Genomic DNA, 13,977 nt, shown 5'->3' with positions numbered 1-13,977 from the left:
TATAATCTGATTATATCCCCGTGATTTTCTTTATTTCGTTCAGCTTGTTCAAGGCTTCCAATGGGGTCAGGCCGTTGATATCCAAGCCTGCGATTTCGTCCCTTATTTGCATGAGAACGGGATCTTCCAACTGGAAGAAGCTAAGTTGCATTCCTTCCCTTTCAGAGGCCAGTGTTTCGACATTCTTTTGTATCTGATTGTTTTTATCCCGGTCGTTTTCCAATTGTTTGAGTATTTCGGTGGCTCTTTTGATTACCGATTGAGGCAAACCTGCCATGCGGCCTACCTGTATACCGAAGGAGTGGTTTGAGCCTCCTTTTACGAGTTTCCGGAGGAAGACCACTTTGTTGTTGACTTCTTTTACCGAGACATTGTAATTCTTGATTTTTTTGAACGAATGCTCCATTTCGTTCAGTTCATGATAATGTGTTGCAAATAGTGTTTTTGCTTTGTATTTCGGATTTTCGTGGAGGTACTCAACAATAGCCCAGGCAATGGATATTCCGTCGTAAGTGGACGTCCCTCTTCCCAATTCATCGAACAACACCAGACTTCGTTCCGAAATATTGTTTAATATATTGGCTGCTTCATTCATTTCGACCATAAATGTCGATTCTCCTTGTGATATATTATCAGAGGCTCCTACCCGGGTAAATACTTTATCTACATAACCGATCCGGGCGGATGCAGCCGGGACGAAACAACCGGCTTGTGCCATGATGACAATTAAGGCTGTTTGGCGCAGTAAAGCCGATTTTCCGGCCATATTGGGGCCTGTTATGATGATGATCTGTTGCTTCGCCGTGTCCAGGTACACATTATTAGCAATATATTCCTCTCCCGGAGGTAATTGTTTTTCGATTACCGGGTGACGGCCTTCCCGGATGTCGATGATGTCTGTATCGTCGATTTCCGGACGATTGTAATGATTCGTAATTGATACTTCTGCGAAAGAAATCAAAGCATCGATTGAAGCGATGATTTTGGCATCGTTTTGAATGGTTCGTATATACGAAGAAGCTTCACATATCAGGTTGTTGTAAATACTTGTTTCAATTTCCAGTATGCGGTCCTCTGCACCTAAGATTTTATCTTCGTATTCTTTGAGCTCCGGTGTGATGTAACGTTCAGCATTGACCAGAGTCTGCTTGCGGATCCAGCTATCGGGGGCCTTGTCCTTATGTGTTTTTGTAACTTCAATGTAGTATCCGAAGACATTATTGAAACCGATTTTCAGGGACGGAATACCCGTTGCTTCGATTTCCCTTTGCTGCATTTGTAATAAAAGTTCTTTGCCGTGGCCCGAGATATTTCGTAATTCGTCAAGTTCCGTATTTACGCCTGCGGCAATTACTCCGCCTTTATTTATTTGGTTCGGAGCGTTTTCTTTGATTTCACGTCCTATTTTTTCATAGAGTTCCCGGCATTCTTCCAGCCCTTCCGTCAATTTTTTCAGGATCGCCGATTCTGTTTTCAGGCATTGTTCTTTCAGTAAAGGAATGCAGGAAAGAGCTGTTTTCAATTGTATCATTTCCCGGGGGGTGATACGTCCGACGGCAATTTTTGAAGCCAGTCTTTCCAGGTCTCCGATGCTGCGTAACAAAACCTCCGTTTCCAGACGTTCGTTTTCATGCCGGATATAGGTTTCAACGATGTTCAGTCTTTCTTTTATTTTTTCCGGGGATTTCAAAGGCATGCAGACCCACCGGCGCAATGTCCTGCTTCCCATGGGTGTAATGGTCTGATCGATGATATCAGCCAATGACCTGCCTTCTTCATAAGGGGATTGTAATAATTCGAGATTCCGCAACGTGAATTTGTCCAGAAGGACACAATTGGATTCATCGATCCGGGAGACGGAAGTGATATGGGAAATCATATCGTGCTTGGTCATCTCCAGGTAATTCAGTATGGCTCCTGCGGAAGAAATCCCACAGTTCATGTTTTCGATACCGAATCCTTTTAACGAGTTGACTTCGAAATGTTTTTTCAGTTTATCCCGGGCGGCGTCGCGGTCGAAAAACCATTCTTCAATCGGATAGATGTAAAATTTACCGCCGAACAGTTCGTGAAAGCGGGCTTCCTGTCCTTTGGGATATACGACCTCTTTCGGCTGAAAACTGTTGAGTAATTTGTCGATGGTGCCGTGTGGACCCTCTGTCGTCAGAAATTCTCCTGTAGAAAGATCCAGTAATGATAGTCCTGCCTCTGTTTTATTGAAATAGACGGAGGCCAGAAAAATATTACTTTTGGTATCGGTAGCGTATTCGCTGTAAGAAACGCCGGGCGTTACCAATTCGATGACGCCCCGTTTTACCAGTTTTTTAGTTAATTTGGGATCTTCCAGTTGTTCGCATATGGCAACCCGCTGTCCGGCACGGACCAGTTTCGGTAAATAAGTATCGAGGGCGTGATGAGGAAATCCTGCTAACCTGACATCCCCGGGGGAACCGTGGGAGCGTTTTGTTAAAGTAATACCTAGAATCCGGGAAGTTGTCACGGCATCTTCTCCGAATGTTTCGTAAAAGTCTCCCATCCGGTAAAGCATCAAAGCATCCGGATATTTGGCTTTCATCTCATAGTATTGCTTCATCAACGGTGTTTCTTCACCTTCATTTTTTGGCATATATCTTGTATCAAAAGGTTGGCGGTAATAGGGATTTAATCACACTCATTTATTAAGGCAAATATAAATAATTTTGTCGGAGAAAAGTTTAAAAGCTCATAAACATTGTGTAATTTTGCAGTCATGAATATCGAAGAATTGCGGGAATATTGTTTAGGTTTAGAACATACGACGGAAGATATGCCGTTCGATGATGAAACTTTGGTATTTAAGGTCGGAGGCAAGATGTTTTGTTTTACTTCTTTGGTCGGAGAACTGGTTATGAATCTGAAATGTGATCCGGATGAGGCCATTGAGATGCGGGAAACATTTCCGGCTGTACTTCCGGGATACCATATGAACAAAAAGCATTGGAATACCGTAAGAATAGATGGTTCAATAAGTGATAGTATGCTGAAAGTTTGGATTCGTAAATCTTATCTTTTGGTAGTGGCAGGATTACCCCGGAAGGAAAAGGCGAGACTTGGATTTGAATCTTGATAATAAAGATAAATAAACATTTATATAATGGAGAATATATCGGAAGAATTGGCAACTTACAGTTGGTTGAATCTGGAGGATCGGATCCAGTTCGATTTAGATGGAGTTGTTGAAAAAGAAGTGAAACAGGCATATTGTGTAGAGAACCTGGAATTTTGTATGTCTTGTATGGATTATACGACATTGAAGGTAACAGATACGGAGAAGTCTGTACATCTTTTTACGGCTGACTTGCTTAAAAAGCTGAAGAAAAACGAGTTGAAAGGTGTTGCTGCCGTGTGTGTTTTCCCTAATTTTGCTTCTATTGTACGTGAGGAACTGAAAGCAACGGATATTCAGACTGCCGTTGTTTGCGGTGGTTTTCCTTTTTCACAGACATTTACCGAATTGAAATTGTCCGAGTGTAAAATGGCCATTAATGCCGGAGCACAGGAGGTTGATGTCGTTATTACGATCGGCGATGTCTTGGAAAAGAATTACGAGAAGATATATAAAGAGTTGAAAGCGATTCGCAATGTTTGCGAAGGCGTGAGATTGAAAGTTATTCTGGAAACCGGAGAGTTGAAAGATATCGAAAGTATTTTCAATGCTTCCCTGGTCAGTATGTATGCCGGAGCTGATTTTATCAAGACTTCTACCGGGAAAGTACCGGTAAACGCTACTCCCGAGTCGGTATATGTCATGTGTGAAGCCATTAAACAATTTCATGCACGTACCGGAAAGCGGGTGGGTTTGAAGGTGGCCGGAGGAGTATCGAAAGCACAAAATGCTTTGCGTTATCTGACAATTATCAATCATGTGCTGGGAAGTGAATGGTTAACGCCTTATTATTTCCGGATCGGAGCCTCACAGCTATTCGACGATATTGTCAAAGAAATAAAATCCATCAAAGGATGATAAAATGAAAGCCGGCTGAAAAGCCGGCTTTTTTATTGTGTTAGTTTTTCTTCTCCGTGTTCGATGTGAAGTTTGGTTGTGTCGATGTCTTCTTCTTCATTGTAAATTTGAAGTAAAGGCTCCCGGAATGTCTTGTTTGTAATGCTTTTTTCCAAGGTTAATAATAGGGATGGTAAAAGAATCAGATTGGCAAGCATGGCTGCAAATAAAGTGATGGATGTGAGTAAACCGAGAGCAAAGGTTCCTCCGAAACTGGAAAGGCAGAAAATGCCGAAGCCAAAAAGTAAAATGATAGAGGTATAAATCATACTTTGTCCTGTCTCTTTCAGCGCTAATACGACCGAAGAACGGATGCTCCAGTTCGTGGCTTGCAATTCCTGGCGGTATTTGGCCAGGTAATGTATCGTATTGTCTACTGAAATACCGAAAGCGACACTGAATACCAGTATGGTGGAAGCCTTTATGGGTATGCCTGCATACCCCATAATGGCTGCCGTTATAATTTGCGGAATGATATTCGGAACGAGAGCAATCAGGACCATGCGCTTGCTTCTGAACATCCATGCCATAAAGCTGGCAATTAGTACGATAGCTAAAGCTAAGGAAGAAAAGAGGTTTTTAATCAGGTATTGATTGCCTTTGAAGAAAATAACACTGGAACCGGTGACACTGGTGTGGTGTTTGTCCGGTGGAAATATTTTTTCGATGATTTTATATAAGGAATCCTCTTTGGCTTCCATTTTTTTCGTACCAATGTCTTTTACCCGGAAACTCAATCTGACTTCGCGCATTGTCGAATCGACAAATGATTTGGCCATATCGTTCATCCCTCCGGTAGATTCCATCACATATTTCATGATGAAATTTTTGGTCATATTACTCGGGAGCTTATAGTAGGAAGCTTTACCGTTGTAATAAGCCTGGTTGGCAAATTTAGCGGCTTCGACAACAGACAGCGCTTTCGAAAGGTCCGGGTCTTGGGATAGTTCTGTATTCAGTTGGTCGAGTTTTTCCAGGTTACTAAGCTTAAATACCTGATTCGGTTTCAGAAAATCGATCGTCACTTCTAAAGGCATCAGACCGTCGAAGTTCGATTCAAAGAAAGCAAGATCTTGCCGGATCGGATCGGTTTCTTTCAAATCGTCTACCATGTATCCCGTTGTTTTCATACGGGTAATTCCATATATGCCGGCGATGACAAGGACAATCGTTATGTAGTATATGATATTTCTCCGGTTCATGACGATGAACACCAATTTGTCGATCACTTCGTTGATGAAGGGATTGTACAAATGTTTCGTCTGTTTGGTGTCCGGTCTGGGAAGATAACTGAACACACTGGGAATCAGAATCAGACAAATGAGAAATACACAGGTAATACTGATGAATGCAATCAGACCGAATTCCACCAATATGCGGCTCGACGTAATGACAAAAGTAGCAAACCCGGCAGCCGTCGTTAAGTTTGAAAGCAGGGAAGCGTTGCCTACTTTTTGTATCATGCGTTGCAGGGCTTTGATCTTATTCCCGTGGCGTACATATTCTGCATGATATTTATTGACCATATATACACAGTTCGGAATCCCGATCACAATCAGTAAAGGAGGCAGCATGGCCGTCAATAACGTGATTTTTGTACCCAATATCGCCATAAAACCGATGGCCCAGATGACGCTGATACCGATGATACCGACACAAAAACCGACGATTCGGAAAGAACGGAAAAACAAATAGAGAATGACAGCCGTAATCAATAGCGATAAAAGGATGAACATATACATTTCGCTTTTGATATTTTCCGCATTGATTACCCGGATATAAGGCATACCGGAATAATGCATTTTGAGATCGTGTTTGCCCGTGAAATGCCGGGTAATATCCAATACCTTCCGTACAAGCTCAACTCTGGCCGGGGAATTCATGACTTCTGCCGAAACGGTAATCATCATGTTATAAGTGTGCTTGTTCTTATTGATGAGAAGACCGTCGTAGAAAGGTAAATTTTCAGCAATAAATGCCAGGCTGTCGAGTTCTGCTTTGTTTTGGATACGTTTCGGGAAAATAGGAAAAACTTCGAATTTCCGCAGGTTCGTATTTTTGTGAAGATTAAACGTATGGGTAATCGACATCAGCGCTGTTACCCCTTGCTGGGCTTTGATGCTATCCCCCATTGCAATCCAGTCGTTGATTTTTTCCAATTCGTAAAAATTGGAATCCTGAATGGCAAATACCATGACATTACCTTCCTGTCCGAAGTTTTCCCTAAATCGGGTATAATCCAGATAAGCGCTGTCGGTTTTCGGCAATAGGTCTGCATTTTCATAGGACATCTGTACATTTCTGGCTTGAAATCCCATAAAGAGCGTAACGAGCAGAACGCCGATAATGAAAGCGACCCGGTTACGAAGAATAATCCCTGCTATCTTAGTCCACATCTTGATTCAGAAATTCGAAATTAAAAATACTGCATCGAACTGACAAAGTTAACAAGAATATATCAAAGCTATTGAATTTTAGGATTGTTTTTGTGTCTTTTTATGTCTCGGCTCGTTTTTTTGGCGAAATTCTCTTCCATAGCTTTTGTAAGATCGACGCCCGTTTGATTGGCCAGACAGGTAAGTACCCATAATACATCGGCCATCTCATCGGCCAGATTTTCCTTTTCGCCCGGTTTAAACGACTGTTCTCCGTATTTCCGTGCCATCACCCGTGCCAGTTCCCCCACTTCTTCCGTTAAAATGGTCATATTCGTCAGTTCGTTAAAATACCGGACCCCGTATTCTTTGATCCATCGGTCGACTTTTTCCTGAAGTTCTTTTAGTTCCATCGTATTGTTGTTTTGAAAAACTGAAAATTTGCAAATGATTTTCTCAGCCTTAAATTTTTATATCCTGTTTTTAGAATCGATAATGATAGTTACCGGACCGTTATTGATTAATTCAACTTTCATGTCGGCGCCGAATACGCCTGATTTAACTTCTTTTTGCATTTCTTCGCACAGTTTTCGCACGAATTTTTCATACAAAGGAATAGATATATCCGGATGAGCGGCATCGATATAGGACGGACGGTTGCCTTTTTTGGTACGGGCCATTAAAGTAAACTGGCTGACGGCGAGTATTTCCCCTCCGTCTTCTTTGATGGATTTGTTCATGACTCCGTTTTCATCGTCGAAAATCCGGAGGTTACAGATTTTCCCGGAAAGCCATTCGATATCTTCGGCTGTATCGTCTGCCTGAATGCCGACCAGAATCATCATACCCTTTTTAATTGCGGAATACACTTGTCCGTCGATGGTTACGCTTGCCTGTAATACCCGTTGTATAACTACTTTCATTGTCTGTTTTGATTTTAGATTGAATTTATAAAAAAGAACCGGGTTTTCCGGTTCTTTCCGATTGGTAGTGAAACCGGAAAATAAAACCGGATTATATGCCGTTTATTTTCTGTTATTTATGTCGGTTTTGAAAAATCGGGGATGGATAAATCTGCCTGTCCTGCCATTTCCATCCAAAAAAGGGTGTATGGTCTCAAATTGGTAATGTATAAGAGCAATTTTCAACAATTCAGGAAAACAGATGGTTTCATCTCGTTTATCCAAAGGAGCGTCTTGTTTCGCCAATAAGGCTTCTTCCACACTAGTCTGTGTTCCCTCTATTTTAGAAGATTGTGTCGCTTCCTTTATCACGTGCATACCGATAAAAAGGTCGATGTTGAGGATATGTTCGGAGTGCATATATAATAACCTTGGTTTATCTCAGCTCCTGCTTTAAAATCTTTCATGATCTGATTACTGAAATATCTAATTCCAATATATTCTCCAAAATTAAACAAAGCATGCCTTATTCCAAATTTAAGGCAAAAATTAAAATAACGAATTTATATATTCTAATATTCTATTCGAAATTAAAAGAAGAGGAATACTTATTTTTATTCTATATTATATTTTAAATTAGGCTTATAGTCATTTCCCTATATACAATGAATCATTCCTAAAGCATTCATATTTTAGAAAGTAGCCAATTGGGACGTCTGTAAACGATATACATTCTTTTCAAAACGGGGGACGGATAAGGGACAGAAATTAAAAAAACAAGAGAAAACAAAGCAAAAACACCTTTTGAAAATTTCAGCTGATTTGTTGTTTTTCAGATGTTTATTTGTTTTTATTTTCTCTTGTTTTCAAGGATTTGTAGCCGAGCCGGGAATCGAACCCGAATTTAAAGTTTAGGAAACTTCCGTTCTATCCATTGAACTACTCAGCCAGTTTTCCCGGGCAAAAGTAACAAATTAATTGAAAATGGAGAATTGAAAATTAAAAATTTGCCTGTTATTCCGGTAAATTGGGCCGGAATTTAAAATTAAAAATTCAAAATCTGAAATAACAGTCTACTTTTTTATAATTTAGCCCCTTTATAAAAGGAAAGATGATGTATACACTAGAAGAACTCAGGGAAATCATTAAGGCAGAATTTGCCAGACAGGAATATGTGGAGAAACCTTATTCTTTGTTTGAACCGATAAAATACATTTTGGAAGACGGAGGTAAGCGCTTGCGTCCGGTGTTGACGTTAATGGCCTATAATTTGTATCGTGACGATATCGGGAAAGCTTTAAAGTCTGCAATAGGTATTGAAATTTTCCATAATTATACCTTATTACACGACGATGTGATGGACGATGCGGAGTTGCGCCGGGGGCGTCTTACGGTGCATAAGAAATGGAACAGTAATGTGGCGATATTGAGTGGGGATGCGGCAGCGATAACCGCTTATAAATATATTGAGAATTGCGAAGATAAGTATTTGCGGCAGGTAATTGACGGTTTTAACCAGGTGGCAATGGATGTCTGTAAAGGGCAGCAATATGATATGGAATTCGAGAGCCGGAATGATGTTACGGAAGAAGAGTATATCCATATGATTTATCTGAAAACTTCTGTTTTGATTGCCGGTAGTTTGCGGCACGGGGCTTTAATAGCGGGGGCACCGGCCCATGAATACAATGCTTTGTATGATTTCGGAGGCTATCTGGGACTGGTGTTTCAATTGCAGGATGATTTTCTGGATGTGTATGGGGATGTGGCTGAATTCGGGAAAAAGATCGGAGGAGATATCCTGGAGAATAAGAAAACCTATCTTTTAATAAAGGCTTTGGAACAGGCCGGAGAGGAAGAAAAAGCCCGTTTGTGGGAATGGTTGAATAATAAAAATGCCGATCCCGGAGAAAAGATCAAAGCCGTGACAGAGATTTATAACCGGCTTCAGGTGCCGGAGCTGACCCGGTGCACCATCGATTTGTACCTGGAAAAAAGCCGGGAAGCTTTACGAAAAGTGGAAGTGCCTGAAGAACGCAAAGCCGGTTTTTATGAGATGATCGATTACATTTGCGAAAGAAAGAAATAATATTCTATGAGCGAACAGGGAAAATTAAAGCAATTGGACGAACGCTATTTGCGGATGGCTCGTATATGGGCAGAGAACTCCTATTGCAAACGCCGTCAGGTTGGCGCACTTATTGTAAAGGATAAATCGATTATCTCCGACGGATATAACGGTACTCCTTCCGGTTTCGAAAATATTTGTGAGGATGATACCAACCGCACAAAACCTTATGTACTGCATGCCGAAGCCAATGCCATTACCAAGGTTGCGAAATCGAGTAACAGTAGCGAGGGAGCTACCTTGTACGTAACGGCTTCTCCTTGTATCGAATGTGCAAAGCTGATCATACAGGCCGGAATCCGTAGGGTGGTTTACTCGGAAGTGTACCATTGTGCAGATGGTCTGGAACTTTTGAAAAAGGCCGGTATACAGGTTGATTTTGTAGAAATAGAGGAATGTGAATAATAAAAGGAAATGAATAACTAAGGATTGGAACAATGTATAAAAATAATCTGAAAATGATTTTGACACCGGTGATTATTGCACTGGCTGTTGTTGCGGGGATGTTTATCAACTCTCTTTTTATCCGGAAGGATTTCCATAATAAGCAGGAATTGTTTTTGCCGGTTCAGGGCAGTAAGTTGGATATGGTGCTGAATATGGTCGATCATTCTTATGTGGATAGTGTCGATATCCGGAAAATAGAAGAGGAAGCAATCGGAGGCATTATCAAGGATCTGGACCCTCATACGGTTTATATTCCTGCCCGGGAAATGGAACGGGTGAATGAAGATATGCAAGGGAATTTCGGAGGCATCGGCGTACAGTTTTATAAATTCCGTGATACGGTGACAGTTATCAAAGTTGTGCCCGGAGGCCCTTCTGAGGAAGCCGGTGTACAGGACGGAGACCGGATTGTGAAAGTGAATGATACGGTTGTTGCCGGAGTTAAAATGAATGACAGCCGGATTATGGGAATGTTACGGGGCGAGCTGGGTACGGATGTGAATGTAACATTAGTACGTCGCGGAGCGGGCCAGCCGATTGAGAAAACCATTACGCGGGGAAGTATTCCGGTAAAAAGTGTCGATGTCGCTTATATGGTGAATGATACTACCGGTTATGTGAAGGTAAATACATTCGGGATGAATACCTATGATGAATTTATGGCTGCTTTGAAAAGCCTGGAAAATCAGGGTATGAAAAAATTAATTGTCGATCTACGGAGTAATGTCGGCGGTATATTGCCCATAGCCATCAAAATGATCAATGAATTTCTGCCTGCCCAGAGTTTGATTTTGTACACCCAGGGAAAAGCTTCTCCCCGGTCTGACTATTATTCAAACGGTAAGGGCAGTTATCAGCAATTACCTTTGGTAATTATGATTGATGAAAACAGTGCTTCGGCCAGTGAGATTTTTGCCGGGGCCATTCAGGATAACGACCGGGGTACAATTGTGGGACGTCGTTCGTTCGGTAAAGGGTTGGTACAGGAGCAGCGGATTCTTCCTGACGGATCGGCATTGCGGTTGACGGTAGCCCGTTATTATATTCCTTCCGGGCGTTCAATACAACGGCCTTACGATAAAGGAAAGAATGAGTATTACGGTGATCTTAGCAATCGGATCAGACACGGTGAACTGGAAGAAAAGGACAGTATTCATTTCGATGAAAAACTCAAGTACCAGACACTTGGAGGAAGAACCGTATACGGTGGCGGTGGAATTATGCCTGATGTATTTGTTCCCGTCGATACGAATGGAGTTTCGAAATACCTGATTGATTTACGGCGTACGATGTTGTTGTATGATTACACCTTTGATTTTATGGATCGTCACCGTGCGGATTTGAAGGATATGAAAGATTACAAGGAAATATTGGCTTATCTTAAAAAGTTTGATCTTGTCGGAGATATGGCCGATTATGCTGCAAAGAACGGATTGAAGCGGGATAATAAAGGGATGCGTGAATCTTACGAGATTATCCGGACCAATCTGGAGGCTTATATTGCCCGGGATGTGTTGGATAATGACGGTCTTTATCCCGTTTTCGGAAGAATAGACACAACCTTACAACGGGCCGTGAAAGAATGATGTTGATCCCCTGAAATCAAACGGTTGGTTTCAGGGGATTTTTGATTTACGATCTTTTTACCCGCCGATTTCGCTGATTTACTCATTTGTGATTTTGAGTAAGAGGGGCGGAATGATCTGGGAAAGATTTGGAATCGGGGTAAAAGGATTTTTAATTTATGATTTACGATTGGTGAATTCGGAACTGAATCGTAGCCGCGTATCAGGTTGAACCAGAATCGTAAATCAACAATCAAAAACATATATTACTGCAATAACCGGTCGATCACTTCGGTCATTTCTTTGAATTCTGCCGGATCGTAAAGCCGGGTGAGGTAGACGATTTTTCCGGTTTTGTCGATGATTATATTGCGGGTGACACCGGCATTTCTGGCTGCGAAAGCATAGAAAGATTTACCTTCTGAATCTAATGTCAGGGGATAAGTAATTTTTAGGTCCTGGGCGAATTTCTTCGTTTTTTCTGCATTTTCTTTCAGATCGATGCCGATGAGGGCAAATTTCGGATTGTTTTTATGTTTTTGCCAGATGTCTTTTTCAATGAAAGGCATTTCTTTCCGGCATACTCCGCACCAACTGGCTGTAAATTGCAGCATGACGATTTTGCCCCGGAAATCAGACAGTTTTTTTACACTGCCGTCGAGGTAATGAATATCGATGTCCGGCGCCATATCTCCGACTTTAACCAAATACCCGCGGTCGTCATTCTGCGCTTTCAATACCGGACATAAGAGAATAAAAGATAAAAAGAATAATAAAGTTTTCATAGGACGTGAACGATAATGGTTTATGCTGCTAAGTTACAATTTGTTTTTAAAATTGGGAGCCGGAAAAGGGTTTTAGGAATATATGCAGCCATAAATCGAAATTTAAACCTATTTTTGCGGCATGGAAAACCGTTTTGAGATACATTTTGCGCCGATACAGGGGTATACGGACTGGATATATAGAAATACTTTCGCCTGCTTTTTCGGTGGTGTAGACGCTTATTATACCCCTTTTATACGGTTGGAAAAAGGGAATGCTTTCCGTAACCGGGATATGCGTGATTTAGATCCGAAAAACAATACGGTTGCCCGTCTTATCCCTCAGATATTACCGGGCTCTCCTGAAGAATTCCGTATATTGGCCGGAAAAATCCGGGAAATGGGATATCGGCAGGCGGATATTAATTTCGGTTGTCCTTTTCCGTTGATAGCCCATCAGAAAAAAGGAGCCGGAATCTTACCTTATCCGGAACGGGTGAAAACGGTCTTACAGACTATAGATGAATTTCCCAATCTGGATTTTTCATTAAAAATGCGTTTGGGGTGGGAATCGGCAGGCGAATGTATGGATTTGTTATCTGTAATTAATAATCTTCGCCTTTGCTGGATAACGGTTCATGCACGAACAGGAAAACAACAATATAAGGGTACGGTGGACGAGGAAGGATTCGCTTCATTCTACCGGCAATGTACCCGTCCTCTTTTTTATAATGGAGATTTGATATCGGTTGAGCAGATTCAGAATATCGTGGCCCAATACCCCCTGCTCAGGGGTGTTTTTGTAGGATGTGGATTATTGTCTTCGCCTTTATTGGCAGCCGATTTTCAAGGAAATGAAACTTTTTCGGAAAAATTACGTAAAAAGCGTTTTTTTGATTTTCATGAGGCCCTTTTTTCTGCTTATGAAAGTTATTTTAACGATGAAAGATTGCTTTTACAAAAGATGAAATCGGTATGGGACTATTTTTTACCTGAAACCGACCGTAAATGGCTTAAACGAATACGTAAAGCCGGTCGCCGGGACGACTATCAGATCGTAATAAAAGAACTGTTCAGAACAAATTAAAGGAGGCTTTATTACCTCCGGTTTTATAAAAGATGCGAAAAGTTTTATATATCAGTATCGGGATTCTTTCCGTGTGTTTGGGTATCATTGGGATATTTGTCCCGGGACTGCCGACAACCCCTTTTCTATTGTTGAGTTCTTGGCTTTTTTACAAAAGTTCTAAACGAATGCACGATTTTTTACACCGTTCGAAGTGGCTGGGGGATTATATCCGGCGTTATGAATCGAAACAGGGAGTAAGTTGGACCTCAAAGCTGATTTCAATCGGCTGTATGTGGACGATGATTTCTATTTCCGCTTTTGTTGTTCTGGAAAATTGGCATTTTCGTATCCTGCTTCTTGTTTTAGGGCTGATCGGTACGGTAAGCGTAATTTTTATTGTTCCTACTTCTAAAAAAGACCGGTAATTTCTGAAATAAATAAAGTCAGTCTTTGGCTTTTGAATCGTTATTTTTTAAGAATTATTTAATTTTTGAGAGCTGATTTGTTGGATAATATGTAAATATTATTTAAATTTCCCGTCTCTTAAAGAATTGTGTGTACGATCTATATTTGGGCTAAATATGTTGATATTCAGGATTTTTACCTGAAAAAATACCTTCCTTTTGATTGTTAAAAAAATCTTAACTTTCTTCTGTTTTTGTTTCGTGGGATACATTATTGGTAA

Annotated in this window: 12 protein-coding genes, 1 tRNA gene and 1 pseudogene; 7 read left to right on the top strand and 7 right to left on the bottom strand. The window is 41.1% G+C overall.

What is annotated here, in order from left to right; genetic code table 11:
* Positions 1-10: 10 nt before the first annotated feature.
* A complete protein-coding gene (gene mutS, locus DD657_RS10655; protein WP_287049841.1) occupies positions 11-2,626 on the bottom strand; it encodes a DNA mismatch repair protein MutS in 2,616 nt (871 codons plus the stop codon).
* A gap of 123 nt (positions 2,627-2,749) precedes the next feature.
* On the opposite strand from mutS, the gene DD657_RS10650 reads away from it, so the two are divergent.
* Both DD657_RS10650 and deoC read left to right on the top strand, forming a co-directional pair.
* Positions 2,750-3,106 (top strand): MmcQ/YjbR family DNA-binding protein, encoded by a 357-nt coding sequence (locus tag DD657_RS10650; protein WP_068691425.1) that lies wholly within the window; start codon positions 2,750-2,752, stop codon positions 3,104-3,106.
* 27 nt (positions 3,107-3,133) lie between these two features.
* Complete coding sequence (deoC, locus tag DD657_RS10645) at positions 3,134-4,003, top strand: deoxyribose-phosphate aldolase (RefSeq protein ID WP_021987781.1); 870 nt, start codon at positions 3,134-3,136, stop codon at positions 4,001-4,003.
* 32 nt (positions 4,004-4,035) lie between these two features.
* Here the strand turns inward: deoC and DD657_RS10640 are convergent, their stop codons facing one another.
* From DD657_RS10640 to DD657_RS10620, 5 genes and pseudogenes are all read right to left on the bottom strand, one after another.
* Complete coding sequence (locus DD657_RS10640) at positions 4,036-6,438, bottom strand: efflux RND transporter permease subunit (RefSeq protein ID WP_068691427.1); 2,403 nt, start codon at positions 6,436-6,438, stop codon at positions 4,036-4,038.
* A 68-nt stretch (positions 6,439-6,506) separates the two neighbouring features.
* Positions 6,507-6,830 (bottom strand): nucleotide pyrophosphohydrolase, encoded by a 324-nt coding sequence (locus tag DD657_RS10635; protein ID WP_021987783.1) that lies wholly within the window; start codon positions 6,828-6,830, stop codon positions 6,507-6,509.
* 57 nt (positions 6,831-6,887) lie between these two features.
* Positions 6,888-7,340: a D-aminoacyl-tRNA deacylase gene (gene dtd / locus DD657_RS10630; protein WP_021987784.1), complete on the bottom strand. Its 453-nt coding sequence runs from the start codon at positions 7,338-7,340 to the stop codon at positions 6,888-6,890.
* Between the two features lie 144 nt (positions 7,341-7,484).
* Positions 7,485-7,745: pseudogene (locus DD657_RS10625) on the bottom strand (Fic family protein); the annotation flags it as partial.
* Positions 7,746-8,196: 451 nt separating this feature from the next.
* Positions 8,197-8,268, bottom strand: a tRNA-Arg gene (locus DD657_RS10620).
* Between the two features lie 165 nt (positions 8,269-8,433).
* Between DD657_RS10620 and DD657_RS10615 the strand changes: the two genes are divergently transcribed.
* The 3 genes from DD657_RS10615 to DD657_RS10605 are packed head-to-tail and all read left to right on the top strand — an operon-like array spanning position 8,434 to position 11,480.
* Positions 8,434-9,408 carry a polyprenyl synthetase family protein gene (locus DD657_RS10615; protein ID WP_021987787.1) on the top strand — a complete coding sequence of 325 codons (975 nt, stop codon included), beginning with the start codon at positions 8,434-8,436 and terminating at the stop codon, positions 9,406-9,408.
* Between the two features lie 6 nt (positions 9,409-9,414).
* Positions 9,415-9,852, top strand: coding sequence for a deoxycytidylate deaminase (locus DD657_RS10610; RefSeq protein WP_021987788.1), 438 nt, complete (start codon positions 9,415-9,417; stop codon positions 9,850-9,852).
* Between the two features lie 53 nt (positions 9,853-9,905).
* Complete coding sequence (locus tag DD657_RS10605; protein WP_235837444.1) at positions 9,906-11,480, top strand: S41 family peptidase; 1,575 nt, start codon at positions 9,906-9,908, stop codon at positions 11,478-11,480.
* 245 nt (positions 11,481-11,725) lie between these two features.
* Here the strand turns inward: DD657_RS10605 and DD657_RS10600 are convergent, their stop codons facing one another.
* On the bottom strand, positions 11,726-12,244 hold the full coding sequence (locus DD657_RS10600) for a TlpA family protein disulfide reductase (RefSeq protein WP_021987790.1): 519 nt from the start codon (positions 12,242-12,244) through the stop codon (positions 11,726-11,728).
* 121 nt (positions 12,245-12,365) lie between these two features.
* Here DD657_RS10600 and DD657_RS10595 point away from each other — a divergent pair, with 121 nt between their 5' ends.
* Together DD657_RS10595 and DD657_RS10590 are read left to right on the top strand one after the other, a co-directional pair.
* On the top strand, positions 12,366-13,310 hold the full coding sequence (locus tag DD657_RS10595; protein WP_287049840.1) for a tRNA-dihydrouridine synthase family protein: 945 nt from the start codon (positions 12,366-12,368) through the stop codon (positions 13,308-13,310).
* Positions 13,311-13,342: 32 nt separating this feature from the next.
* Positions 13,343-13,717, top strand: coding sequence for a YbaN family protein (locus tag DD657_RS10590; protein ID WP_021987792.1), 375 nt, complete (start codon positions 13,343-13,345; stop codon positions 13,715-13,717).
* The last annotated feature ends 260 nt before the right edge of the window (positions 13,718-13,977 follow it).

The sequence above is a fragment of the Culturomica sp. genome (assembly GCF_003524185.1).
Taxonomy (GTDB): domain Bacteria; phylum Bacteroidota; class Bacteroidia; order Bacteroidales; family Marinifilaceae; genus Culturomica; species Culturomica massiliensis.
The sequence above is the reverse complement of the archived record's forward strand: the minus strand, read 5'-3'. Positions and strand labels throughout refer to the sequence as shown.

Excerpts from the sequence above, each read along its gene's own strand:
- DD657_RS10600 (WP_021987790.1), bottom strand. The coding sequence starts at position 12,244 with ATGAAAACTTTATTATTCTTTTTATCTTTTATTCTCTTATGTCCGGTA.
- DD657_RS10605 (WP_235837444.1), top strand. The coding sequence starts at position 9,906 with ATGATTTTGACACCGGTGATTATTGCACTGGCTGTTGTTGCGGGGATG.
- DD657_RS10650 (WP_068691425.1), top strand. The coding sequence starts at position 2,750 with ATGAATATCGAAGAATTGCGGGAATATTGTTTAGGTTTAGAACATACG.
- DD657_RS10610 (WP_021987788.1), top strand. The coding sequence starts at position 9,415 with ATGAGCGAACAGGGAAAATTAAAGCAATTGGACGAACGCTATTTGCGG.
- DD657_RS10595 (WP_287049840.1), top strand. The coding sequence starts at position 12,366 with ATGGAAAACCGTTTTGAGATACATTTTGCGCCGATACAGGGGTATACG.
- mutS (WP_287049841.1), bottom strand. The coding sequence starts at position 2,626 with ATGCCAAAAAATGAAGGTGAAGAAACACCGTTGATGAAGCAATACTAT.
- DD657_RS10590 (WP_021987792.1), top strand. The coding sequence starts at position 13,343 with ATGCGAAAAGTTTTATATATCAGTATCGGGATTCTTTCCGTGTGTTTG.
- DD657_RS10635 (WP_021987783.1), bottom strand. The coding sequence starts at position 6,830 with ATGGAACTAAAAGAACTTCAGGAAAAAGTCGACCGATGGATCAAAGAA.
- dtd (WP_021987784.1), bottom strand. The coding sequence starts at position 7,340 with ATGAAAGTAGTTATACAACGGGTATTACAGGCAAGCGTAACCATCGAC.
- DD657_RS10615 (WP_021987787.1), top strand. The coding sequence starts at position 8,434 with ATGTATACACTAGAAGAACTCAGGGAAATCATTAAGGCAGAATTTGCC.
- DD657_RS10640 (WP_068691427.1), bottom strand. The coding sequence starts at position 6,438 with ATGTGGACTAAGATAGCAGGGATTATTCTTCGTAACCGGGTCGCTTTC.
- deoC (WP_021987781.1), top strand. The coding sequence starts at position 3,134 with ATGGAGAATATATCGGAAGAATTGGCAACTTACAGTTGGTTGAATCTG.